The following is a 21,765-nucleotide window of genomic DNA, read 5'->3' as shown; positions in this document are numbered from 1 at the left end:
CACGAGGCAGGGCTCATTTTTTATCGCCCACAAGCCGCTGGCATGGGAGCCTGCGGATCGCCCTCCACTTTAAACGTCCAGTCGTAATAGCTTTTCGCTTTTGAAAACGTCTCTATATCGTGGCTGAATCCCACTTTACGGCGGGGTTTGCCTTTGCCCAGGCTGCGCACGCCGATCCAGCGCCCCTGCGGATCGTAGATAGCTCCCCAGGTTTTATCGTTTGTCAGCGGGTCGACCCAGGCCTGGCGCAGATGATAGCGCGGCGTTGGCCCGCGTTTGTCGAGCGTCAGCTGTTCAACACGCACGGGAAAGCAGCCGTTGCCCACGGCCCGATAGGCGGCAATAGCCGCACGGTATTGCTCGCCGCGAAACAACAGTTCTGCCTCCTGTTGCTCCCAATACCTCATCTGCACGCTGTCCTGGCTTTTCAGCAGCGACAGCGCTAAGGCAGACAGGGCGACCAACAGTAGCAGATAGGTAAAGCCGCCCTGCCGTTCAGTCAGGCGCATGAAATGGCTGCCGGGGGAACGTTTGTGGCGCTTCAATATCAACAATCTGCCCGTCATCGTCGGTTTTTGCCTCCCAGATATCGCGGCGGTTAGTGACCGGATCCAGCGGCATTTCGCGCAGATAACCTGCCTCGATAAGCTCGTCCAGGCTGTAGGGGCCCACAATACGGTCGCGACGGAAATGGTCGATAGCGCTTCGCAGCGTGTTCAGGTTGTGATCGCGCACCACCACTTTGGCCTGGTCGGCATGCTGAAAGAAACGCGGTGCGACCAGCGTCATCAGCGTGGCGATGATCGCCATCACCACCAGCAGTTCAATCAGGGTAAAACCCTTTTCACCATTTCGCATAGGGCACTCCATTCAGGCCGTTGGCGGTGCTGCTGCTGCTGACGTCAAAAACATCTTTACCCCCGCCGCTAAAGTCGCCTGGTGGCTGGGTTGACGCCCGTAGACGCCAGGTTTCCTCGTCGCTGCGTCCCGGGCAGTCGCACATCGGATCCCTGGGAATACGGCGCAGAAAATAAATTAATCCGCCGTTAGGGTTAGCGGTATCAGTCACGCCCTCAATCAGCTGTTTAAGCGTCGGGGGATAGCCCGACTCGCGGGCTTTCTTCTCAATCTTCCCGTCCAGGCCAGCCTGGTGATAGGCGTCAATCGCGTTGCGCAGGCTACGCAGCGACTCTCGTAGCTCCATCTCCTGCTGCTGTTGGTGGTAGTGACGTACCAGCGGCGTTGCGGCAGCGGCTAAGGTGCCGAGAATCGCCAGAGTCACCATCATCTCTATCAGAGTAAAACCCCGCTGGCCGTGCATTACGGTGCTCCGTTTAGCGGTAGCGTGTCATCCAGTATCGGAGGCGGCAAGGTTGCGGTACGAGGCGGGAAGTGCGCAGGTGGCGCAAGATCCGGCGCGCTGAAACCTGGCTCACTGTCCGGCTGCGTCAGGCCGCGCAGCTGGATGCTGTCACCGGTTAGATCGTCACTCCCCATTTCAATGGTGCTGATGTGGCTGCCCGGCAGGTCCAGATTGCGATCGATGGTCGGCGTTATCAGCAGGACCACTTCGGTTCGCTGCTTGTTGTGCGATTTGCTGCCAAACAGCCTGCCGAGGCCGGGAATGTCACTCAGCAGCGGTGTGCCGCTGTCGGAATCGGTTTCGTCCTGTTTAATCAGCCCCGCCAGCATTTGCGTCTCACCGTTCAGGCTGCTTAACGTGGTGTTTGCTTCGCGTTTGTTGGTGCGGTAGTAGACCGCGCCGTTCTCGCCTTTCTCTGACGTACCCAGGCTGCTGAGGGTAAATTTCACGTCCATGGAGATGTTGTCGTCCATGCTGATGTCCGGCGTCACTTCAAGCTTCAGCCCGACGTCCTGATACTCGACTTTCTGTTGGGAAATGCCTTCATTCACATTACTGGTCAGAACCGGGATGGTTTCGCCGATATCAATCTGCGCCTTCTTGTTGTTTTTGACCCGAATGCGTGGGTTAGCCAGTACCCGGGCGTTACCCAGCACTTTTTTCAGGTCGATGGACATGTTGTCGATATTGACCCGGACATTACCCCCGTTGATGTCTTTAATCGGTAAGCCGCTGGCTTCACCCTTTTCCCCTTCGTTCTTACCGAAACCGGCGCTGATTTTTTGCGGCAGGTTGATACCCAGTGCTTCAATGTCGTTGGAGTTAACTTCCAGTACCTCAACGGCAAGCGTGACTTCGGCCTCCGGGCGGTCGAGGGTGACCAGCAGGCGTTCGGCTTTCTCCACGCTCTCTTTCGAACCGCGTAGGGTGACGGAGTTGGTACGCTCATCGACGTGAACGTCCTTGAGCTTCACCATGTTGCGCAGCGCGACGTTGACTTCTTTGGCTTTGGCGTACCCAAGGAAGATAGTTTTCACCACAATATCGCGATAGATCTTCTCTTTTTGCGGTGTCGCGGGGTAAATCAGCAGCGTATGGCTGTTCAGCACTTTCTTGCGCAGACCGTTAGAAAGCAGCAGTACGTTAATCGCGTCATCCGCCGTCGTACGTTTGGCAATCAGGCTGGCCGTTGTGCCGGGAGGGACATCTTTATCAAAGATGATATTCACTCCGGTCATTTGGCTGATGGTGTTGAAGATGGAGATAAGGTTGTGCTCGCGAAACTTCAGCGAAACGGGCTTTTGTAGCTCCCGATTGAGCCGATTTTCCGGCTGATTAATCCGCGCAACCTCGCGCAGCAGGTGGTCGCGTAGCGCCCGTGCCTGCGGCCAGTTGGGATCTTCTTCCAGCACCTGCTGGATCTTTTGCAAAGCCCGCTCTGGATCGCGGCTGCTGCTGCTGCTGGCCTCCTTGTAGAGGCTGTCCAGCGCACGGCGGGCGTTGGTTTTACGCAGCCCCTGCAGGGCGCGCAGGTTACCCGGCTCGTAGTTCAGGGCATCGCGCCACTGCTGTGAAGCCAGGGTGTAGTTGTTTTGCCGTACGGCTAAATCGGCGGCTTTCAGGTAGTCATTGACCAGTTTTTTAGTGATATCCGCCTGTTCAGCACGCAGGGAGACATCCTGCGGCGCGGCAATGCGCTGGCGATCAATCTCTTTAAGACGCTGGATCAAAACGCCGGGTGGGGCGGTGATGGACGGCCTGGTCGGTGTTGGCGTCTTCTGCGCACAGCCGCTCAGCAGTGAACACAGCAGGATGAAAGCGAGAGTAATATTAATTTTCATGATTATCGTGTGGGTTCCGATTGCAGTTCACCCAGCTCCAGCCTGCGCTGGGTATGGGTGAGCCGCCATTCAAACAGGAGGTGGTCTTTTTCCACCGCTTTTAATTGCCAGCCGCTGACCGGTTCGTTACCGATCCAGATTTTGCCTTCCGCCTTGCACTTACTGCAGACGGGCCAGGTCTCGACGCCGTCGGTCAGTAAAATGACGCGCTGGTGCTGGCTCCACCACGCCCCCAGCGCCTGAAGCGGCAGCTCGGGTGTGACCGGCTCAGCTTCCACGTGCTGCTCTGCCTCAGTCTGCTCGGCTCCGGTGTCAGCCAACGGCTGCGGAAACAGATTGGGACGCGCGGGGCGAGGCGCACCAGGTGGGGCCTCTTTAGGCTTTGCCGGGCGCAGTGGCGCGGATTCCATCACCTGAGGTACAACGGATGCGGGTTCGTCATCGCTAAGTTGGCTCCAGACTACAGCGCCAGCCGTCGCCAGAAGCGCAACCTGCAGATAGCGGGGAAGCTTCATGACTTCTCCTTTTGCAGGCGAAGCCGCAGAGTGACGTTCAGCAGGTTTTCCGCCGGCGCGGTGCGACGCAGGGTTATCTGGTCAATATCGAGCGGCATTGTGCGGGCCAGCGACTCAAGCGCTTCCACCAGCGGCAGGTACTCTCCCTGCAGGGGAATATCCAGCAGCAGGGCTGGTTTCTCCGCATTTTTCTCCAGCTGATAGCGGCTGGCCTCGACCTTCAGGCCACTCTGATTGAGCCTGTCGAACACCAGCCCTACCTGCTGATATTCGCTTGGGCTCACGCGGCTTTGTAGCGCGGGCTGCTGGCTATCCAGCGGCAGCGGAATACGCAGCTGAGACTGAATTTTCTCCAGACTTTCCTGCCGGGCGCCTGTGTGCGGCACCATTACGCCCAGCCAAAAGGCGAAAAGCCCGCACGGCACGGCGCTCAGCAGCAGCGGGAGGCGGCCTGTGCGTCCGGCAAACAAGGCGGCTCGCCAGCGCAGCGCCGCGCCTTTATCTTCCAGATTCATGCTGTTCCTCCGCGCTGAAATGCACATCCAGACTGGCGACTAACGGCCAGTCCGGATCGTCGTTCGTCGAGGGACGGTGGTTCTCCAGCACAACGCGGGCGGGCAATTGCTGTAAACGCTCGCTGAAAGCCAGCAGGGTATTCAGGCTGGTGGCATTTACCGTCAGGCGGACGTCGCGCCCCATGGGGGTGATGTCGATGCTTAACAGTGCAATCTCCGGTGACAGCGCGCTCCCGACGCTATCCATCATTCGGATGGCGGGTGGAATCGCCTCCAGCTGATGAGACTGACGCTGACGGCGCTGCTGCGCCTCCTGCAGCCGACGCAATGTTCGCTGGTGGTCGGCAAACCGCTGCTCTGTCTGTGAGATTTGATACTCGAGATGCTGATGGTGTAGCGCTTCTCGTATAACGACGCCGGCGACCGGCAGAAGGAGCAGGCCGGTTAACAGCAGCGCCCGCCCCGCCCAGGGGGCAGAAGGTGAAAACAAAGGCGTCATACCCTGTTCTCCTGTGGCGTAATGACCTGCGGTTGGCCCTCTTCCGTGTTCATGACATAGCGAGGGCAGTCGGCCATGCCGCTTAACCGCGCAATAACGCGCAGCTGGGCGTGCGTTTCTTGCGAAGGCAAGGAAAGGGTACTGACCTCATGCCAGGCGTGATTCAGTCGGCTGGCGATGCGGCTGTGGTGTGGGCTGATGGTGACAAACAGCGCGTTTTCCGGCAGCGTCCGCCCGCAGTGCTTCAGCAGCGGTTGAAAGGGCGTGGCAACGCCGCGAAAGCGCAGGCGTTCACGTTTAGCTAACGTACGCAGCATCTCCCAGCAGGGCTGCTGTAGCCCTGCAACCAGCGCCGATTGCTGCCAGTCAGCGGATTCAAAACGTACCTGCCAGCCGGCGCCCCGACGCGCGCCGTTGTCGTGCCGGGTGACCTGAAGATGTGCCAGCCGCAATAGCTCCTGCGGCGTTGTCACGCCGGGCAGCCAGGGCTGAACCATCAGCGTCAAATCGTCAGTATCAAGATGAAACGCCACGCTATCGCGCCATGGGAATGAAGCCGAACGCAGGCGCAGCAGCGCGACGAGGGCGGAGTCCAGCGTTTCACCGGCCGTGCGTTCATGTCTGACGATTGTCTGATTACCCAGGCGCAGGCGCAGCGCATGGGGCCAGATGTCGCATTCCCAGGCGTTAGTGAGCGATAACACGGTTCACCTCCTCAAGGCTGGTTTTCCCTTCTGCAACGGCACGCAGGGCAATGGTAGTCAGCGGGACAAAACCGTCATCCAGCGCGACCTGCCGCAGGCGACGAAGCGGCGCTCGGGCAAGCATCGCTTCTTTGATTCCATCGCTAAAATGCAGAACTTCCGCCAGCGCCAGCCTGCCGCGATAGCCGCTGTGACGGCAGGCCTCGCAGCCTCGCCCTCGGCGCCAGCGGGGCGCTATCGAACTCAATTGTTCAGACTGCCAGGCCGCAGGCATTGCCTCCGGCTGCGGCGCGTCTTCACCGCATTCCGGGCAGATCTGGCGGACCAGCCGCTGGGCGACAACACCGTTCAGGGCGGCTATCAGGCTGGCAGGTTCAACCTGCATATAAAGAAAGCGCTCCAGCACGCTGAAGACATCGTTGGCATGCACCGAAGAGAGCACAACGTGGCCGGTGAGCGAGGCCTGAACGGCAATGCCCGCTGTTTCACCATCGCGGATCTCACCGACCAGGATGATGTCCGGATCGTGACGCAGAATGGCGCGCAGGCCTCTGGCAAAGGTCAGCCCTTTTTTGTCATTGACCGGGATTTGCAGAACCCCGTTTAGCTGGTACTCCACCGGATCTTCGATGGTGATAATTTTGCTTTCGCCGCCGTTCAGTTCGCTTAGCGCGGAGTAAAGCGTGGTGGACTTGCCGCTGCCTGTAGGGCCGGTAACCAGTACCATGCCGTGAGGAAGATGAGTCAACTGGCGGATAGCGCTGAGGGTGTGTTCGTCGAATCCAAGGGTTTCAAGGCGAAGGTTCTGGTCGTGGGATTTGTCGAGTACGCGCAGCACAGCATCTTCGCCGTGAATACCGGGGACAATAGACACGCGAAAATCTACCGGGCGCTGGAGTATCAACGCTTTGAAGCGGCCATCCTGGGGAATTCGTCGTTCGGAAATATCCATGCAGCTCAGTACTTTCAGGCGCGAGATAACCTGTTCGGCCTGTTGTACGCCCGCGCAATGGCGAATGGCGTGCAGTACACCGTCAATACGGTATTTGACCATTAACCCGTCGGCAACGGCGCTAAGATGAATGTCGCTGGCACGGCTTTGTAGGGCGTCAAACAGGGTAGCATTCACCAGCTTGATCACCGCATGTGGCTCGCTGGCGATGGCTGCAGGCGTAATTTCCAGCCACTGCGTTTCGCTGCTTTCGTCGTTGCTTTGCTGTTCGAGTTGATCGAGCGTACGCTGCTGCCGACCCAGTTCGCCCAGACGGGTATTCAACCTGGAAAGCGGAGCCAGGGCGGGGAGGGCATTCATGCCGTACGCCCACTGGCGCTGGGACAGTGAGAACGGATCGGCCAGCGCAACGTGGAGCGTTTCACCAAGATACAGTGGCAGCGCCCGCTGGCTGAGGGCTTCGGTCAGGGGAAGATGGGTGAAGTCCTCGTCTTCTTCGGTGAAACTGCCCTCCGGCAGAGGGATCAGCCCAAGCGCTTCGGCGGCATCGTGGAGGCTATCGGGAAAACTGTCCAGGAGTTCAGCCAGCGCCTGACAACGCGCTTCTTCAGGCAGCGTAATGAGCGTGTCGACGCTGCCTGTGAACGTAGGTAAATGGGTCATTATTGCAGTCCTCCTGCCAGCTCGAAGATGGGCATATAGAGTAAAAAGACCACCAGCCCGACGATGCCACCCACGATCATCATCAGAACCGGTTCAAAAATTTTGCTGAAGGTTTCGATGGCCCGTTCCAGCGACTCGTCATAGAACGCGGCAATGCGCTCGCACATGGCCGGTAGCTCACCGCTGCGTTCGCCTACCTGCAGCAAGCGAGTGGCGACCGGGGTGGTGAGTTGCTGGGCTTCCAGCATGCGGGAAAGTGATTCCCCCGCCGCAACGTCGCGGATGACCTGCTCGATTTGCGGGCGGTGGCTCGCCGGGAGGACATCCCGGCTGAGGGTGAGCGCCTGGGGGGCAGGCAGTCCGCCCTGCAACAGTAGGCCGAGGGTTCGGTAGAATCGAACCAGCACCGCCAGCTGATGCTGCTGGCGCAGCTGTGGAAGTCTCAGCAGCATGCCAAGTAAACGCTGGCGCAGGCGTGGGCTTCGTACTGCCATCACAATCCCCGCAACGGCTGCGGCACAGCCGGTAAGCAGCAGCAGACCGTGGTTTTGTGTCAGTTTTCCCCACCAGAGGATCAGTTGGGCGCTGGAGGAAGGGTTCTTCATTCCTTCGAACACCACGGAGAAGCGGGGAATGATGAATCCCAGCAAAAACACCAGGATCGCTCCCCCGGCGGAGATGACGATGGTGGGATAAAGCATCGTTGCTTTGATGCGTTTGCGCAGCGCCTCCATCCGGGACTCGTAATACTGGAAGCGAGCCAGGGCTACCGGCAGATGACCGGTTTGTTCTGACGACGCGACGGTATTGATAAGCAGCGGTGGGAACAGGGCAGGCAGCGCCGACATGGCTTGAGAAAGCTGAGCGCCTTCGTACAGGCGGCTAACCAGCGTCTCCAGTACCAGCGTTGCGGTGTTATCGCGGCTGCTTTCACGTAGCGCTTCGATGGCTTCTACCACCACAAGCCCGGCTTCGAGCAGGGCGATGAGTTCCTGTAAGAATAAATTTAAGGGAAAGCGTTTATCCCGACGTGCAGGGCGTTCACGCACCTGCATCGCAATTCCGCCCAGGGCGGTGACGCGGAGTGCGGCATCGTCAGCCGAGGTGGCAAGCACCGTCTGGTTGACGCGTTTACCCTCCATGAGGGTGGTAACGGTATAAGATTTCATTGCGGCGACTGTATGTGGCCCCGATGCCTCTTAAGACGGGCATACTGGGGGGCCACTTTTTTTATGTATTGTTGACGAAGCGCGCGGCGTTTAGGCGTATTTGCCGTTCCGGCGTTGTAGGCACCGACCGCGTCCCAGGTATACCCGAACTGTTGGATCTGACCTGCCAGGATCCACGCGCCGGTCATGACACTTTGGCAGGGGTCGTTAAGCAGATCTTTTTGACTAATACGAAATTTGCGCAGAGCGCCAAAGTGGCTACTGTTGATTTGCATCAGGCCAACATCGAAAGAGCCGTCACGGTTTTTATTCATGGCGGCGGTATTGCCATTCGACTCTACGATGGCGATGGCCTGTAATAATTCAGGTTCAATTCCGTAGCGTGCTCCCGCATCCAGCCAGCAGTTAGCCTGGGCTGAAAATAACGGAAGCGTGAGCGAAAATAATAATAAGGCGCGTAACATCATCAGAAACCATAAATAATGGTCTTACCCTCTTTGCCGCTGGAGGTAATACCCACTTCATTAATAGAATCTTTTTCTCTGGTCGGATTATGCCACTGATAAGCATTGCCCCAGGGATCCATTGGTACCTGCTGACTGAGATACGGGCCATTCCAGTTCTGTGCCGAAGATGGTTTTTCCGTCAACGCTTTTAACCCCTCGGATTCATTAGGGTAGTGGCCAACATCGAGGCGATACTGCGCCATAGCGTCGGCAAGAGAGCGCATCTGGCGCAGCGCGGTTTTCTCTTTTGCCGAGTCGACGTTGGAAAAGACCTTTGGCCCGACAAAGCCCGCCAGAAGCGCGATGATCATCAGCACTACCAGCAGTTCGAGTAAGGTGAAGCCACCTTGGGTGCGCATCATCCGTGCGTGATTTTTCATTAAAAGCCTCCTTCATCAGAGAAATGTCATGTGAAAGTGATGAATTTTTCCTGAAATCATGTTGATGAGACAGGCGTTGGCTCTTTTATTGTTTGCGAACGAGGGACGTTGCGTTGAGAAATATCTCGCTGCGTTATCCAAAGATATTTCTTATTGATGAAGGGGCGTTCCTGAAAGCCAATGTCATTATCCCCAAAGCTTTGCTGACAGGAAAAGAGAATAATGAAAACAGCAACGGATGTTGTTTTAAAAATAACTTACAAGGATACGCAATGAAAAAACTAACTTTACCTTTGTTGATTAGTGGAGCCCTGCTGGCGCAGTCGGCTTTCGCAGCTGAAACCCAGCGTGCAGTCTCCTATTTTACCTCCTGGGGCGGAATTACTGCCGACTCAGTTGAGACCCTAAAAGACGTCACGGCCAATACGCTTCTGCTTTCATTCGGCGGCTGGGATGCGAGCGGTAAAATTTCCAGCTCCGACAATATTGTGGCCATGCCGACTTACGATCCGTGGTACATCCAGGCATCCGCCTACAGCGCATGGAGCCAGTTAAAGCTGGCTCAGCCGGGTAAAAAAATGATGGTTGCCTTCGGCGGTGAAACCTATTAGTCCATGTGGGCTTACCTGGCAACGCCACAAACGCGTGAAAATCTGGCGCAGAACCTGGTCAAACTGCTGCATACCGACTTCCCGGTTTATAAAAAGAACCTGAAGCCGGAAGAGATGGTAGGTGAGTGCTTGCACACCAACTGGGAAGGCAAGTGCGATATGGGCGTTAACCAGCTTGCGGGCAAAGTGCAGCTTGATGGTATCGACTTTGATTTTGAAAAAGTGGCGCGCCTGACGCCGGAGGAGAATGACAACGTACTGGCGGTGGCAAAACGCGTGCGCGAGCTGCTGGACGCCTCCGGAAGTAAAAAGCTTATCAGCCTGACCACTTACCACGTGGGTGCGGATCCGGAAGCCTGCCAGTCAAACCTGGTGACGGAAAACTGCTCCTTTGTTGAGGCCGCACGCTCTGGCCACCACGGTGAAGTGCTGCCGTTGCTGACCAAAGGTAAAGATGTTTTCGATTTCTTTAACGTCATGGCCTATGACGCTGGCCCGCGCTTTAAGTACGACGTGGCGATGGCCAACTACGCTCGCGCCGTTGGTGATAAGAGCAAAATCGTAATGGGCCAGACCATTAACTCCCAGTGGGGACCAGAAGGGCGCTTCGTGGAGAGCCGCCAGACTAACGTTAACCGTGCGGGCTGGCAGGCTGAAAAGGGCTACGGCGGCTTCTTTATCTGGACGCTCGGCGCCAACGATCAGCAGCAGTCCCTTTCTCAGCAGGTGGACTACTTTAACGAGATGAAGCAGCGGGCTGACCAGATGTCTGGCGATCGCCCGGACGTCGATGACGTTGCACCTACCGCACCCGCTGGCCTGAAGGTAATGGAAAACGCTCAAACCATCACGCTGGCATGGCAGCCTTCGAGCGATAACGTGGGTGTGACGGGCTATTCCATTTTGCGTAACGGCGTGCCTGTCGGCTCTGCAAGCGATACCCGCTGGACGGATTCCAACGTGGAGCTGGGCGGCGTGATTTACCGCTATACCGTGAAAGCACAAGATGCGGCAGGCAACCTGTCTGATGCCAGTAATACGGTAGAGGTGAAAACGGCTGAAGTGTCTGAAAGCGCACCGGCAGCCCCAACGGGTCTTAGCCTGGTTTCCGCCGGGGAAAAGAACCTGAACATTAAGTGGAACGGCGTCACTGGCGCTGTGAAATACCATGTTCTGCGTGACGGGGTGAAGGTTAATACGGTGACGGGGACTCAGTTTAGCGACAGTGGCCTGACGGCTGCGACGACCTACAGCTACACGGTTGTGGCTGAAAACGCTAAAGGACAAACCTCACTGGCAAGCGCAGTGTTGAAGGCCAAAACCCAGGACAGCATTGTTACGCCTGAGCCGGAAGGTGAATGGAAAACCGGCGTGAACTATAAGCCGGGCGATGTGGTGACCTATAAAGGCAAAGAGTACCGTTGCCTGCAGGGCCACCCGTCAATGGCGCACTGGTCTCCGGCCGAAGTACCGGCACTCTGGCAGCTTGTTCGCTAACGCTGTAAACCCGCTGGCCTCTGCCTCCGTGCAGAGGCCATAACGAGAAAGATGACGATGAACAACGCCCTAAGGATACTTCCCGCTTTGCCGCTGATCCTGTTTTTTTCCTGCTCTCTGGCACAGGCCACCGGGGTGATGGCGAAAGACACGCAGCAAAGTGCTTCTGCACATCAGCCTGAGACATTGCGCTCGCTGGCCTGGAAAGCGAAGGGAAACGAACTAACGGTAACCAACACCGGTAAATCAGCGATTGATCTTGAGCGCGACGTAAAGCTCATGCCTGATGAGATGCCGTTAACGTTAGTAAAGACGACGCTTCAGCCGGGGGAAACAATGCAGGTATACGGTGCCTGCCCTGAGCACCTGCCGCGACAAAATGAAGTCGTCGTTACCCCAGCGGGAAAAAGCAGCCAGCCACAGGTGCTGCCGATTCATCATGCAAGCGAGTAGCTTCTAAGCGCGCCCCAATCAATTCAATCACGGGAGCCCCGTGATTGAATTAAAGGTGCCGCGAAGTGAAATTACCCCCGAATCCAGTGCTTTTATAAATTTGCGCGCTCGTTTTGAGCGTAAACGCGAGCTTATCCGGATAGTGGCTGTAGTCGTGATGCTCTTCTTCTAACCCTTTGTCCTGCGCAAGCTGAACGGTTTTCAGTGAGCAGGTTCGGTAGACAAGGTCTTTTTGCATCGTCGTTTGCGTGTCGCGCTGTGTCGCTGGCGAGTCGTCGTCAGCCCTGAGGCGTTCTTCTACACGCATTTACTTCTTATCATCTGCCTGTTCCCACGAGTTATTAATGAATCATCGGCGATGCGGCATTGAAACAAAAAGACCCCGGAGGCATGAGCATCCAGGGTCTTTAAACCGGGCCTCGTTAAGGTTTACCCGCGGTTTTCTTCAATGTAGCGGGCTAGCTCCGCAGGCGTTTTCAGGACATTTGCCACTTCAGTCGGTGGGATTGTACAGCCGTAAATATCCTGGACTTCCAGCACCAAATCTACGGCCAGAATCGAGTCGAGAATATCAGACTCAATCAGTTCATCGTTAAAACCCACTTTGCGGGATAACACTTTTTCAAACAGGGCGAGAATATCTTGTTCCATCATTTTTTCCTGGGGTAATTAGTTCGTGCGAGCCTGGGTATCCAGCAGCTTGCGGTCGATTTTGCCGTTAGGGTTAAGCGGTAACGTATCTTTAATAATGATCTGAGACGGCACCATATAAGGCGGGATCACCTTTGAAAGCGAAGTCTTGATGGTTTCCGGGGCTAAACCCGTTACGCAGAACGCCGCAATACGCAGCACGCCCCCACCGGATTTCATCAGGGGCAGGACTACGGCTTCACTAATGCCGGACATTGCCAGCAGGCGGTTTTCAATTTCGTTGATTTCAATGCGGTAGCCGTTGAGCTTGATTTGGCTGTCGTTGCGGCCCTGGCAGTAAAGCAGCCCGTCTTCGTAACCGAGGTCGCCGGTTCGGTAGCCGCGGTAGGCCTCATTTTCATGGCTCAGCAGTTTTTCGGCGTTTTCCTGCGGCAGCCCGAGGTAGCCACGCATGACGTTTTTACCCCAGATAATTAGCTCGCCTTCAGCGGTAATCTCCATTCTCGACTCAGGCATCATGGTACCGACCGGCAGCAGGTCGTTTTCGCTGTGCAGGATCTCATCGGTGATTTCAATCACTGTCGTGGCGATGGTCGCTTCCGTTGGGCCATAGGAGTTAAGGATTTTGGCCTGAGGGAAACGACGACGCAGCTGTTTTACCAGCGCTTTATTCAGCACTTCACCGATGAACACAAACACGCTCAGTTCGGGCAAATAATCACTGCTGAACTGAGGGGAGAGCAGCTTTTGGTAGGCGAATGAAGGGGTGGAAACCCAGGCGGAAACGCCGTTGTTTTTCAGGCGCTCAAGCCAGTTTTCCGCCGCGATATCCTCTTTCGCGTTGAGCACAATATGGCCGCCGGTAGCCAGGTTCGCCAGCAAGGGGATCAGCGAAAGATCGAAACTGAAGACCGCATGGTTCATCAGTACAGGGATATCAGGCAATGAAAAGTCTTCGCGCACCCACTTCATAAAGTGCCACAGGCTTTCACGACCAATCTGCACGCCTTTAGGCTTTCCGGTACTGCCAGACGTGAACATGATGTAAGCCAGGTTCGGCTCGTCCAGCACGCTTCCCGCTTCGCCGGTAGCGATGAATTGTCTGGTGACGACATCATAATAGTAGGGGGCGTTAGCCAACTGACAGATCTCTTTCAGCCGTTCTTTAGGATAGATGCAGTCCACCGGAACATACGGGATGTTATGTAGCATGCAACTGTAGATGGCAACGGCGAACTCAGCCTGCTGGTGCCCGTATAACACGACCGGTGTTCCGGCGGGCTGCTGGCATTGTTGATAGCGCTGCGCCCAGTCCGTAGCCGCGACGGAAAGCTGCAGCCAGGTGAGTGCGTCATCGCTGCCGCTAATGGCTAACTGATGTGGGCGCGCGGGGCTGAGTAATGCCGTACGCAGAAAATCCTGCAGTTCCTGAAGCTCGGGGTGAAGGTTCATAGAGGAGACATTCCACTAAAGATGTAAAGGGAGGCCGCGGCGCTTGCCAGCGTCAGAATTCGTCCAAAAAACACAATAATCGGATAACGTAGCCAGTTGCCCAGTGCCGGGCTGCGTTTGGCTGACCACTGCAGCATGTTGTGAGCAACGGAAATGGCGCCGAACAGCGCGCCGCTGATGACGTAATGTCGTTCAAGCCCGTTCCATGCCCCCATGCAAAAGAGCGTGCAAAAGATCCCTACGTTCTGTGCCAGCGTTTTGTTTTGACGGAAAAAGTCGAGCTTCATCAGATTCATGTAAATCGGCATAAAGACAACGTCGCGCAGCCACTCGGACAGGCTGATGTGGAAACGGCGCCAGAAATCTTGCGGATTTTTAGCCAGAATCGGCATATTGAAGTTGGCCGGTATGTTCAGGCCAAACAGGCGGCCGGCGCCGATAGCCATGTTGCTGTAACCGGCAAAATCAAAATAGAGGTAGGCGCTATAAGCCAGAGACATCACCACGCCAACGGTTAAGGTAAACGGCCGATGGCTCCAGGACTCAATCACCAGGTTGTCGATCAGCATCGCGAATAAGAACTTCTGCACAACGCCGGTCACGATTTGATCCACGGCCAGCAGAAATTGTGCGCGCTCAAGCCTGAATACCGGTTTGTTGATATCGTTAACCCAGGTTTTCCAGCGGTACATTGGGCCGGCCAGGATAATAAAGGGCATAAAGAGATAGCAGAAGTAATGCAGGAAGTTCCGCCCATCTTTTTTGCTGCGGTACAGCAGCACGTCAATAGCACGGAAGGTCATAAAGGAAAGGCCAATCATGCCCCAATGGTTATTGAGGTGTAATTTCACCAGCAATAACGGCAGCAGTGTCAGGCTCACCGCCTGCCACGTTTTTAACCAGCCTTTCTCTTTTAATGTGACAAGAATATAAAAAGCAAAGAATACCGCCACCGGAACAATATAGTCGCCCTGGAAGATATATCCCCAGCCTAACGCCGCTAACACAGAAAAAGCCGCTAAATAGGTTAGCCGGTAATGTAATACCCGGTTAACCAGAGCGAACAGCAGTGCTGATGAAAACAGAAAGAAAAAAAATGTTCCGGAACTGTACATCATTCATCCTTCAAAATTTTTGATATTCAAAATGCACTTTTAAATTCATGCTGTCGTCAACCGAAGACCACGCAACGATGGTGACCGCCAGCAGCAGGTAAAGAACAAAAAGACGAACTGCGGTTTTCATCATCTAAAGCTCTCAGCAATAAAGCGGTCCATGGCGACCCATGCCAGTTCCGTTGGGTGCAGCCGGTCCCAGTTCCAGCCATTCTGATAGGGCTGCGCGTACATATCGAAATAGCGCACCTGGTTTTGCTCGAGATACGCCCTGATTTGGCTGTCGATCGGCCGGAATTTTTGCGTGTTTTTCAGCGCCCAGGGGTTTAGCGGGTCGACAATCACAACAAACTGAGCATGGCGCGCTTTCAGCAGTTCGATCGTGGCCTGGAAAGCCTGCATTTGGCGGCTTACCGCAGGGGTTTCGTACCACTCTTCCGGCGTTTTTTCGTCGTTAAAGACACTTTTATCCATCCACAGTGTGGCTGCGCTTTCGTGGCGGGATTGGTTCAGCACCTGAGCCTGAGCCAGCTGTTGATTCCAGTCCGGCGCAATGCTTTTTGTTGCAGGATGCGGCCAGGGGCGAGGTGACTCAGGAACAATATGCAGCCTTGCCAGCCAGTCGTTTTTTACCATCGTGCAGAAGTTAGCAAACTCATAATTAACTTCCTGCCAAATCACCTGCGGATGCCAGCCATAAACATTCATTTCGCCGAAGGTTAAATGGCTTATATCCTCTTCATTAATGTGGTGTAAGTAATTGACAAGGAAGGGACGTGTTTTTTCATCTGCCATCAGTGGATTAAAAATAGCGGATGGGAAATGGTCGGCAAAAATGGCCGGAGGAATGCTGTCGAAATAAAAGCTATCTGGCGCAAACAACAGGACAATTCTGCTGTTTGCGTTAAGGTCATTTTTAAAACGCGAAAGCAGCAGGAACTGAGTGATGTTATCAACATAACTATCACCATAGGCCACCACCGGCTGATGTAATTGCTTATTAAAGTAATTATATACAGCGTAATGTTCATCTTCAGATGTGGAAACCTCAGATGCCCCGAGGAAGAACAGCGCATTACCTTGTAATGCATGGGAAATTGTCGCTATTTTCTCTTTTTGATCTTTTGGTGTTCCCTCCATTGTTTTAATCAACGGCTGAAACGTTAGCGGCGGATCGAAGCTCGTCACCAGGGGAGGAACGCATAGGAACAGGATGGCAAGCAAGGCCATCAGGATATGTAGGCAGAGAGTATTTTTGATTTTCATTATAAAAGTAAGGTTACATGACGGCCATTTGTTTAAAATTTGTTAGTTTTTATCACTACAACAAATCATCCCTGTGTATAGCAGCACTATATACCAGGCTCCCCTTCGATGATGAGCGTTGCTGTGTAACGGTATGTACAATGAACGACGCACCGTAATAACAAGCCGCCATCCCCGAGTTGAGTAAACCTCGGCTAGCCGAGTAGCGCTTCTCATTGCGGTTTATGTCAGCCAGTCTTCCCGCTAACACCGTATCTTTTTCACTAAGCAAATCCGCTTTTCGCTAAAACAGAGGGTGACTAAATAACTTTATTTCACGAGAATAGTCTTAATCTTTATCCTGGTGTTCGGTAAATCGAGTGTCATTACTTGTATTGCCAGGGCCATCTCCGCCGCACTGTGAGGTGGGGATGAATGTTTTCATTATGTTTTCAATGAGTTTTGATTTTTATTTTATTGTGTTTTTATCTATAAATTGATAATTTCAGTGAATGTTTTTTGGTATTACATTTGTATTTTAGTGTGTTTTTTATATTTTATTTGATTTTCAAAAACATGTGTTGTATGTATTGGTTGGTTTTTTATTTTTTCATTGGCGTGGTTGGTGGGTTTTAATTTCTGTTGTATGAGGTGTTTTTGTTGTTTTTTAGTGAGTTGTAAAATGTAGGCCTTATAAATTGATATTTATCATTTAACAACGACGACGGCGATCACGATAAGTAAAAATAGATGGTTATTTGAGAACTTTTGTTTGTAACCAGCATTTTCGTTATTAATAATGATTGCACTTCAGTGAGTTGAAGTGTTTTTTTAATCATTAGGGACGAATAATATGAACTTAAAACTGGTAGCTGTGGCCGTCTCATCTTTATTAGCGGCAGGCACGTTAAATGCAGCAGGCGTGTATAATAAAGACGGTAATAAGTTGGACCTTTATGGAAAAGTAACTGCGCTTCACTATTTCACTAATGATACCGGTGAAGATGGCGATAAAACTTATGCCCGTTTAGGTTTTAAAGGTGAAACCCAGATTGCCGATCAGCTCACTGGATATGGCCAGTGGGAGTATAATTTCAGTGCTAATAACGCGGAATCTGATGGGGCGAAAGGGAACAAAACGCGCCTGGCCTTTGCAGGTTTAAAATTCGCTGATTACGGTTCTTTGGACTATGGGCGTAACTACGGCGTAGCCTACGATGTGGGTGCGTGGACCGATATGCTGCCAGAATTCGGCGGTGATACCTGGACGCAAACTGACGTGTTCGCCACCGCACGTACAACCGGTGTTGCAACTTACCGTAATACCGGTTTCTTTGGCCTGATCGATGGCTTGAATTTTGCCGTTCAGTACCAGGGAAAAGAAGATGCCAGCTCTCGTGATCTTCATAAACAACATGGCGATGGATGGGGTATTTCTTCTAGCTACGAATATGAAGGCTTTGGTATTAGTGCCGCTTACGCGGCCTCCGATCGTACCGATGCTCAGGTTGCGGCTGGCCGCACCTCCAGAGGTGTTAATGCCGAAGGTGAAAAAGCTGAAGTATGGGCTGTCGGTCTTAAATATGATGCCAACAACATTTACCTGGCAACAACCTATGCCGAAACCCGCAATATGACCGCCTACGGTAAGAACGACATCATTGCTAATGAGACCCAAAACTTCGAAGCCGTTGCGCAGTACCAATTTGACTTCGGTCTGCGTCCATCCATCGCTTACCTGAAATCTACCGGCAAAGATCTCGGTACCCGTCACGATCAAGAGCTGGTGGAGTATGTCTCACTCGGTGCGACCTATTACTTCAACAAAAATATGTCGACCTATGCGGATTATAAAATCAATCTGCTGGACGATAACCGTTTCCACCGTGCGTCCGGGATCCATACCGGCGACGTGGTTGCCGTTGGCCTGACCTATCAGTTCTAATCTCCATAGCTGCCAAAGCCCGGTTAATTTAACCGGGCTTTTTTATTACGACACTCTCGCTTTTCCCGCCGCTGTGCTTACTCACCAAAGGGGGAAAGAATTTATTCTGGCTAACTGGAAAATGCCAATGTTGGAATGCAAAGGTTCTTGTCTGTGTGGAAAAATAAAATTTAATATTTTATTCCCTGCGCTGGACGTGATTGCCTGCCACGGTAACGCTTGCCAGAAATGGAGTGGCGGCATTGCACTTTATATTGCGTCAGCAGATGAGCCTGATTTCTGCGGCGAATCTAAACCTGCCATATTCACGTATTCTCATACCGAGCGGCGAGCGTTCTGTCCGGCCTGCGGTGGCTCACTCTATTACCATATCGTTGACAAAAAACGTTTTTTAATCAGTTACCCCAGCCTGCTGCTCTCCAAAAATCAGGCCAGCCAGTTGCTGCTGGCTGCGGAGGTATATATCGAAAATAAACCCCCATTTTGTGGGCTGACGGGGCAATATACTCGCTTAACGGGTCAGGATTTTCTTGAAACCAAACTGATGAGCACATGGGAAAAGCCTGACAATACGTAGAGTAACCCCTGAAGATGCCGCATTTATCGCGGCTTTGGGTATTATCTTTATAAAGACTATTTCCCGGAAAATTTGAAGATAGCCCAGATCTTCTCAATTGCCTGAAGATATTATGGGAAGGCAAGACGACGATGGTGGCAATGGGGAAGACATAGGCCCGGCTGGTATTTTGTGCAGGGAGCATGGTATAACCGGGCGGGCGGTGTGCCGTCATGTATCACCGGTGGCGAACTGCGCCGGAACGTGAAGTATTGCTTAGTTTGACGTAAAAGGAGTTTATTATGTCGTTATTTACCCGTCTCTCAACCCTGGTGGGGGCACTGCTGCTGACGTTTCAGAGTATGGCCACCATGCAGGGCGCTGAAATTCATTTTAACTCATCCTGTGATTTTAAAGAATTGACGGTGAATATCCGAGGGGAAGGCGACGTTAATTCTGATTACGTCGAACTGAATATTAAATTACAGCCAGCAGCCCGCATTCAACTGACGCAGGTTTCACGCAATTATATGAATCAAAGCCTGAACACGTATATCAATGGTATAAAAATCAATACAGCAACTATCCGTGCTGAATTAAACACAGAAAGTATACGTATTATGGTTGATAAACAGGTGGCGAAAAAAATTTTTCCGGGCCTACTGGCCACACAATGCCATCAGACGTGATGGAGAAATCAGAAGGCTGTGTTGCACTGAACCCAGGAATCATCTGCTGCAACACCGTCTTCCTCCAGCATCGCCATGCGTCGGGGAACAGCGGGCGCTTAAGCCGCCGTATTGGGCATCGCTATCACGAATGGGTACAGCATAAACCGTTGCACAGAAAACAGAGTCGCGAGCATCTGAAAGACTAAAATGCTTTTATGGGTTGTTGAATATTCAGCGGCGCTTTCCGAAAATGCAATGTATCAATAAATATCATATTTTACTGGTGTGATTTATATCAGGTAAATTTCGTCTCTGCTTTCGCCCGTCCTTGCTTTGCAGATACTCATTAATTACTCAGGTTTTTTGTCTGAGTGGTGCCGGGGAAGAGGTCGTCGGGATTCTATCGCTATAATAATATTAATGTATTTATTGTCTCGTCTTTTTTTAGTGCGAGGCATTCCGCATTGGTATTGTTGTCTTATCAGAATATTTTGATGTGATAAAACAATGAGTGGGCACCGGGTGGGCGTGGGAGCGTTACTGGCTGCGGTTTACCTGTCGTAATCGGCGTGGCATTAATAGAGATTACGGTTTTCTGGACAGTAGACAGGAATATTAAAGGGTATTTATGGATATTAAGTTTTATAATCAGGGATCTCAGGGACATTTTCTTTTTAATCCAATAAAGCGTGTATTTCAGCAAGCAGGTATTCTGGGGCTCGGCGCAGTCTGTTTTCTACAGCCTGTTCTGGCTGCTAACCTGGGCAGTCAACAAGGAAATGCCATCAAGGTTAACAATGGCGATCGCATCATCGCTGATACTACCGACGCCAATGGCATTTTGTATGGCGTGCTGAATCCTGATTTTAATACCGGAACGGTGGATCTGGGTAATGACGTCACGGTGACCGCCGCTGCCCCGACAGGTAACGCACAAGGCGTACTTATTCTCGGTGATGAAAGCAAATTAACGGCTAATCGTCTCACCGTTAACGCTGAGAGTGAAAGGGCTGTCGGCCTGGTGTTATCTGGAGATAAGGCACAGGCTGACCTGGGGAGCGGCAGCCAGATTAAGGTGACAGGAACCGGTGAGGCGAATTCAGGACGAGCGACCGGCATTCAACTCCATGCGGGCTCCACATTACGTGCCGACCGCCTCTCGATAGAAACACAGGGTGAAAATGGCATAGGCCTGAGGATAGATGACTACGGCAGTCAGGCTAATTTGGGCAGCGGCAGTACGATTAAAACGAACGGGCGCATCAGCTTTGGCGTTTATGTGGGAGGACTCAACGGTAACAGCGCCTACGGTCCGGCAGTTTTTACGGCCGATCGGCTAACCATTGATACTCAGGGAAACAGTGCTTATGGCATGAATATCCAGGAAAACTCCATCGTCGATTTGGGCCAGGGCAGCCAGATAACAACAGACGGTGAATATGCATTTGGCATCTGGAGCTTTGGCGATGTCAACGCCGATGCATTGACTGTATTCACCCGGGGTAAGGGTTCTCACGGGATTGAAATTCTGGACGGAACCGCCCGTATCGGTGCCGGGAGTCACGTCAGCTCGGAGTCGGCAGGTGCCCTGGTTGCCAATACGGAGTCGTTGGGTGCCGGTAATCCTGTGACTAACGTCACCCTTAACTATTTCGGCACGCAGGATAACCGCAATAGCCTCTTTTCCGGAGGAGCATGGGGGGCTTTGGCCAGAGGGAAAGACGCTAACATCAACCTCAAAAACACCGATATTACCGTCGACAGCCAGGGGGAATTATCGACCGCGCTATGGGCACAGAGTTCAGCCATGATTACCGGTGAGAATATTGCGATCAATGGCGCGCAGGGCACTCGAGGTATTTATGCCGAGACTGGAAGTCAGGTCGACCTGACCGGCACGCTTGCGATAGCCATGGCTGACGCCAGGCAGACCGCTATCGCGACCGAACACAGTGAGGGATCTGCGGCAAGCCGCATTAATGCCAGCGGAAAGATGGCGATAAACGGTGGTATTGAGTCAAAAGGGGGGCTTATCAATATCGATATGGCCTCAGGCTCGGTGTGGACCGGAAACGCCTTTAGCGACAATGTTAATGGCGGCGCACTAAATCTCTCGATGAATGACAGCCGGTGGAATCTCGTGAGCGCTTCTAACCTGGACAATCTGGCGCTTAACAACAGTACCGTTGATTTTTCGAGCGCCGCGCTGACTGATGATTATTATACTCTACAGGTGGGTACGCTCAGTGGGGCGGGTACTTTTGTTTTACGTACCGATATTGTCGGTGAAGGTAACGGCGTTAATAACGCCGGTGACAAATTGGTGGTGACAGGAGCCAGTTCCGGAAACCATTTATTAACGGTGCTCAATCGCGGCGACCTCAATACAACCGGTCATGAAGTCCTGACGGTGGTTGAAACTGCAGACGGTAAAGCACGTGGCACACTGTTTACCGCGACCT

26 protein-coding genes are annotated in these 21,765 nt (G+C 53.1%); 8 read left to right on the top strand and 18 right to left on the bottom strand.

The features are described from left to right. Positions 1 to 20: 20 nt before the first annotated feature. The 12 genes from VGM55_RS04060 to gspG are packed head-to-tail and all read right to left on the bottom strand — an operon-like array spanning position 21 to position 9,107. The gene (locus VGM55_RS04060; protein ID WP_154188644.1) at positions 21 to 509 is read right to left on the bottom strand and encodes a type II secretion system protein; all 489 of its coding nucleotides are present in this window, start codon (positions 507 to 509) and stop codon (positions 21 to 23) included. Continuing rightward, positions 496 to 858: a type II secretion system protein gene (locus tag VGM55_RS04055; RefSeq protein ID WP_331634651.1), complete on the bottom strand. Its 363-nt coding sequence runs from the start codon at positions 856 to 858 to the stop codon at positions 496 to 498. Before VGM55_RS04055 ends, VGM55_RS04060 begins: the two co-directional genes overlap by 14 nt. Beyond that, positions 845 to 1,321, bottom strand: coding sequence for a prepilin-type N-terminal cleavage/methylation domain-containing protein (locus VGM55_RS04050; protein WP_154188642.1), 477 nt, complete (start codon positions 1,319 to 1,321; stop codon positions 845 to 847). Before VGM55_RS04050 ends, VGM55_RS04055 begins: the two co-directional genes overlap by 14 nt. Beyond that, the gene (locus VGM55_RS04045; protein ID WP_331634650.1) at positions 1,321 to 3,204 is read right to left on the bottom strand and encodes a secretin N-terminal domain-containing protein; all 1,884 of its coding nucleotides are present in this window, start codon (positions 3,202 to 3,204) and stop codon (positions 1,321 to 1,323) included. The genes VGM55_RS04050 and VGM55_RS04045 overlap by 1 nt, the downstream gene beginning before the upstream one ends. 2 nt (positions 3,205 to 3,206) lie before the next feature. After that, entirely contained in the window at positions 3,207 to 3,719 is a 513-nt protein-coding gene (locus VGM55_RS04040; RefSeq protein ID WP_154188640.1) for a hypothetical protein, read from the bottom strand. Next, positions 3,716 to 4,234: a hypothetical protein gene (locus VGM55_RS04035; RefSeq protein ID WP_154188639.1), complete on the bottom strand. Its 519-nt coding sequence runs from the start codon at positions 4,232 to 4,234 to the stop codon at positions 3,716 to 3,718. The genes VGM55_RS04040 and VGM55_RS04035 overlap by 4 nt, the downstream gene beginning before the upstream one ends. Next, a complete protein-coding gene (locus VGM55_RS04030) occupies positions 4,218 to 4,733 on the bottom strand; it encodes a hypothetical protein (RefSeq protein WP_154188638.1) in 516 nt (171 codons plus the stop codon). The genes VGM55_RS04035 and VGM55_RS04030 overlap by 17 nt, the downstream gene beginning before the upstream one ends. Then, the gene (locus tag VGM55_RS04025) at positions 4,730 to 5,437 is read right to left on the bottom strand and encodes a hypothetical protein (RefSeq protein ID WP_154188637.1); all 708 of its coding nucleotides are present in this window, start codon (positions 5,435 to 5,437) and stop codon (positions 4,730 to 4,732) included. Before VGM55_RS04025 ends, VGM55_RS04030 begins: the two co-directional genes overlap by 4 nt. Beyond that, complete coding sequence (locus VGM55_RS04020; RefSeq protein WP_154188636.1) at positions 5,421 to 7,052, bottom strand: GspE/PulE family protein; 1,632 nt, start codon at positions 7,050 to 7,052, stop codon at positions 5,421 to 5,423. Before VGM55_RS04020 ends, VGM55_RS04025 begins: the two co-directional genes overlap by 17 nt. Next, positions 7,052 to 8,221, bottom strand: a complete 1,170-nt coding sequence (locus tag VGM55_RS04015; RefSeq protein ID WP_154188635.1) for a type II secretion system F family protein — start codon at positions 8,219 to 8,221, stop codon at positions 7,052 to 7,054. Before VGM55_RS04015 ends, VGM55_RS04020 begins: the two co-directional genes overlap by 1 nt. Continuing rightward, positions 8,218 to 8,685: a lytic transglycosylase domain-containing protein gene (locus VGM55_RS04010; protein WP_154188702.1), complete on the bottom strand. Its 468-nt coding sequence runs from the start codon at positions 8,683 to 8,685 to the stop codon at positions 8,218 to 8,220. The genes VGM55_RS04015 and VGM55_RS04010 overlap by 4 nt, the downstream gene beginning before the upstream one ends. A gap of 2 nt (positions 8,686 to 8,687) precedes the next feature. Continuing rightward, a complete protein-coding gene (gspG, locus tag VGM55_RS04005; protein WP_331634647.1) occupies positions 8,688 to 9,107 on the bottom strand; it encodes a type II secretion system major pseudopilin GspG in 420 nt (139 codons plus the stop codon). Positions 9,108 to 9,220: 113 nt separating this feature from the next. Here gspG and VGM55_RS04000 point away from each other — a divergent pair, with 113 nt between their 5' ends. From VGM55_RS04000 to VGM55_RS03990, 3 genes are read left to right on the top strand one after another with little or no spacing between them, the layout of a single operon-like run. Further along, positions 9,221 to 9,718: a hypothetical protein gene (locus tag VGM55_RS04000; protein WP_331634646.1), complete on the top strand. Its 498-nt coding sequence runs from the start codon at positions 9,221 to 9,223 to the stop codon at positions 9,716 to 9,718. A gap of 3 nt (positions 9,719 to 9,721) precedes the next feature. Further along, positions 9,722 to 11,215 (top strand): carbohydrate-binding protein, encoded by a 1,494-nt coding sequence (locus VGM55_RS03995; protein WP_331634645.1) that lies wholly within the window; start codon positions 9,722 to 9,724, stop codon positions 11,213 to 11,215. 57 nt (positions 11,216 to 11,272) lie between these two features. Next, positions 11,273 to 11,668 (top strand): hypothetical protein, encoded by a 396-nt coding sequence (locus VGM55_RS03990; protein ID WP_331634643.1) that lies wholly within the window; start codon positions 11,273 to 11,275, stop codon positions 11,666 to 11,668. Positions 11,669 to 11,717: 49 nt separating this feature from the next. Here the strand turns inward: VGM55_RS03990 and VGM55_RS03985 are convergent, their stop codons facing one another. The 6 genes from VGM55_RS03985 to VGM55_RS03960 all read right to left on the bottom strand — a co-directional run bounded on the left by VGM55_RS03985 (position 11,718) and on the right by VGM55_RS03960 (position 16,152). Next, positions 11,718 to 11,975, bottom strand: a complete 258-nt coding sequence (locus tag VGM55_RS03985) for a hypothetical protein (protein ID WP_154188631.1) — start codon at positions 11,973 to 11,975, stop codon at positions 11,718 to 11,720. A 122-nt stretch (positions 11,976 to 12,097) separates the two neighbouring features. Next, on the bottom strand, positions 12,098 to 12,319 hold the full coding sequence (locus VGM55_RS03980) for an acyl carrier protein (RefSeq protein ID WP_154188701.1): 222 nt from the start codon (positions 12,317 to 12,319) through the stop codon (positions 12,098 to 12,100). 18 nt (positions 12,320 to 12,337) lie between these two features. Then, a complete protein-coding gene (locus VGM55_RS03975) occupies positions 12,338 to 13,771 on the bottom strand; it encodes an AMP-binding protein (protein ID WP_154188630.1) in 1,434 nt (477 codons plus the stop codon). Further along, a complete protein-coding gene (locus VGM55_RS03970) occupies positions 13,768 to 14,886 on the bottom strand; it encodes a membrane-bound O-acyltransferase (protein WP_331634673.1) in 1,119 nt (372 codons plus the stop codon). The genes VGM55_RS03975 and VGM55_RS03970 overlap by 4 nt, the downstream gene beginning before the upstream one ends. Before the next feature lie 10 nt (positions 14,887 to 14,896). Beyond that, complete coding sequence (locus tag VGM55_RS03965; protein ID WP_331634642.1) at positions 14,897 to 15,019, bottom strand: hypothetical protein; 123 nt, start codon at positions 15,017 to 15,019, stop codon at positions 14,897 to 14,899. Beyond that, entirely contained in the window at positions 15,016 to 16,152 is a 1,137-nt protein-coding gene (locus VGM55_RS03960; RefSeq protein ID WP_331634641.1) for an SGNH/GDSL hydrolase family protein, read from the bottom strand. The genes VGM55_RS03965 and VGM55_RS03960 overlap by 4 nt, the downstream gene beginning before the upstream one ends. A gap of 832 nt (positions 16,153 to 16,984) precedes the next feature. Here VGM55_RS03960 and ompC point away from each other — a divergent pair. The 5 genes from ompC to VGM55_RS03935 all read left to right on the top strand — a co-directional run. Continuing rightward, positions 16,985 to 18,076, top strand: coding sequence for a porin OmpC (gene ompC / locus VGM55_RS03955; RefSeq protein WP_154188628.1), 1,092 nt, complete (start codon positions 16,985 to 16,987; stop codon positions 18,074 to 18,076). A 127-nt stretch (positions 18,077 to 18,203) separates the two neighbouring features. Continuing rightward, a complete protein-coding gene (locus VGM55_RS03950; RefSeq protein ID WP_331634639.1) occupies positions 18,204 to 18,653 on the top strand; it encodes a GFA family protein in 450 nt (149 codons plus the stop codon). Positions 18,654 to 18,934: 281 nt separating this feature from the next. Next, entirely contained in the window at positions 18,935 to 19,321 is a 387-nt protein-coding gene (locus VGM55_RS03945; protein WP_154188626.1) for a hypothetical protein, read from the top strand. Then, positions 19,321 to 19,509 carry a hypothetical protein gene (locus tag VGM55_RS03940; protein WP_331634637.1) on the top strand — a complete coding sequence of 63 codons (189 nt, stop codon included), beginning with the start codon at positions 19,321 to 19,323 and terminating at the stop codon, positions 19,507 to 19,509. Before VGM55_RS03945 ends, VGM55_RS03940 begins: the two co-directional genes overlap by 1 nt. 422 nt (positions 19,510 to 19,931) lie before the next feature. Further along, on the top strand, positions 19,932 to 21,765 hold a 1,834-nt coding region (locus VGM55_RS03935), incomplete at its 3' end, for a pertactin-like passenger domain-containing protein (protein ID WP_331634636.1).

The sequence above is a fragment of the Cedecea sp. genome (genome assembly GCF_036500665.1).
In the GTDB taxonomy this organism is placed as follows: Bacteria; Pseudomonadota; Gammaproteobacteria; order Enterobacterales; family Enterobacteriaceae; genus Cedecea.
This window is presented reverse-complemented; position numbering and strand designations above follow the sequence as displayed.

Bases quoted from the DNA above. Each gene is read 5' to 3' on its own strand.
- VGM55_RS03965 (WP_331634642.1), bottom strand. From the start codon at position 15,019: ATGATGAAAACCGCAGTTCGTCTTTTTGTTCTTTACCTGCTGCTGGCG.
- VGM55_RS03995 (WP_331634645.1), top strand. From the start codon at position 9,722: ATGTGGGCTTACCTGGCAACGCCACAAACGCGTGAAAATCTGGCGCAG.
- VGM55_RS04020 (WP_154188636.1), bottom strand. From the start codon at position 7,052: ATGACCCATTTACCTACGTTCACAGGCAGCGTCGACACGCTCATTACG.
- VGM55_RS04040 (WP_154188640.1), bottom strand. From the start codon at position 3,719: ATGAAGCTTCCCCGCTATCTGCAGGTTGCGCTTCTGGCGACGGCTGGC.
- VGM55_RS03960 (WP_331634641.1), bottom strand. From the start codon at position 16,152: ATGAAAATCAAAAATACTCTCTGCCTACATATCCTGATGGCCTTGCTT.
- VGM55_RS03990 (WP_331634643.1), top strand. From the start codon at position 11,273: ATGAACAACGCCCTAAGGATACTTCCCGCTTTGCCGCTGATCCTGTTT.
- VGM55_RS04035 (WP_154188639.1), bottom strand. From the start codon at position 4,234: ATGAATCTGGAAGATAAAGGCGCGGCGCTGCGCTGGCGAGCCGCCTTG.
- VGM55_RS03950 (WP_331634639.1), top strand. From the start codon at position 18,204: ATGTTGGAATGCAAAGGTTCTTGTCTGTGTGGAAAAATAAAATTTAAT.
- VGM55_RS04010 (WP_154188702.1), bottom strand. From the start codon at position 8,685: ATGTTACGCGCCTTATTATTATTTTCGCTCACGCTTCCGTTATTTTCA.
- VGM55_RS04060 (WP_154188644.1), bottom strand. From the start codon at position 509: ATGCGCCTGACTGAACGGCAGGGCGGCTTTACCTATCTGCTACTGTTG.
- VGM55_RS03980 (WP_154188701.1), bottom strand. From the start codon at position 12,319: ATGGAACAAGATATTCTCGCCCTGTTTGAAAAAGTGTTATCCCGCAAA.
- VGM55_RS04045 (WP_331634650.1), bottom strand. From the start codon at position 3,204: ATGAAAATTAATATTACTCTCGCTTTCATCCTGCTGTGTTCACTGCTG.
- VGM55_RS04015 (WP_154188635.1), bottom strand. From the start codon at position 8,221: ATGAAATCTTATACCGTTACCACCCTCATGGAGGGTAAACGCGTCAAC.
- ompC (WP_154188628.1), top strand. From the start codon at position 16,985: ATGAACTTAAAACTGGTAGCTGTGGCCGTCTCATCTTTATTAGCGGCA.
- VGM55_RS03940 (WP_331634637.1), top strand. From the start codon at position 19,321: ATGGAGAAATCAGAAGGCTGTGTTGCACTGAACCCAGGAATCATCTGC.
- VGM55_RS04055 (WP_331634651.1), bottom strand. From the start codon at position 858: ATGCGAAATGGTGAAAAGGGTTTTACCCTGATTGAACTGCTGGTGGTG.
- VGM55_RS03975 (WP_154188630.1), bottom strand. From the start codon at position 13,771: ATGAACCTTCACCCCGAGCTTCAGGAACTGCAGGATTTTCTGCGTACG.
- VGM55_RS04050 (WP_154188642.1), bottom strand. From the start codon at position 1,321: ATGCACGGCCAGCGGGGTTTTACTCTGATAGAGATGATGGTGACTCTG.
- gspG (WP_331634647.1), bottom strand. From the start codon at position 9,107: ATGAAAAATCACGCACGGATGATGCGCACCCAAGGTGGCTTCACCTTA.
- VGM55_RS03945 (WP_154188626.1), top strand. From the start codon at position 18,935: ATGTCGTTATTTACCCGTCTCTCAACCCTGGTGGGGGCACTGCTGCTG.
- VGM55_RS03985 (WP_154188631.1), bottom strand. From the start codon at position 11,975: ATGCGTGTAGAAGAACGCCTCAGGGCTGACGACGACTCGCCAGCGACA.
- VGM55_RS04030 (WP_154188638.1), bottom strand. From the start codon at position 4,733: ATGACGCCTTTGTTTTCACCTTCTGCCCCCTGGGCGGGGCGGGCGCTG.
- VGM55_RS03970 (WP_331634673.1), bottom strand. From the start codon at position 14,886: ATGTACAGTTCCGGAACATTTTTTTTCTTTCTGTTTTCATCAGCACTG.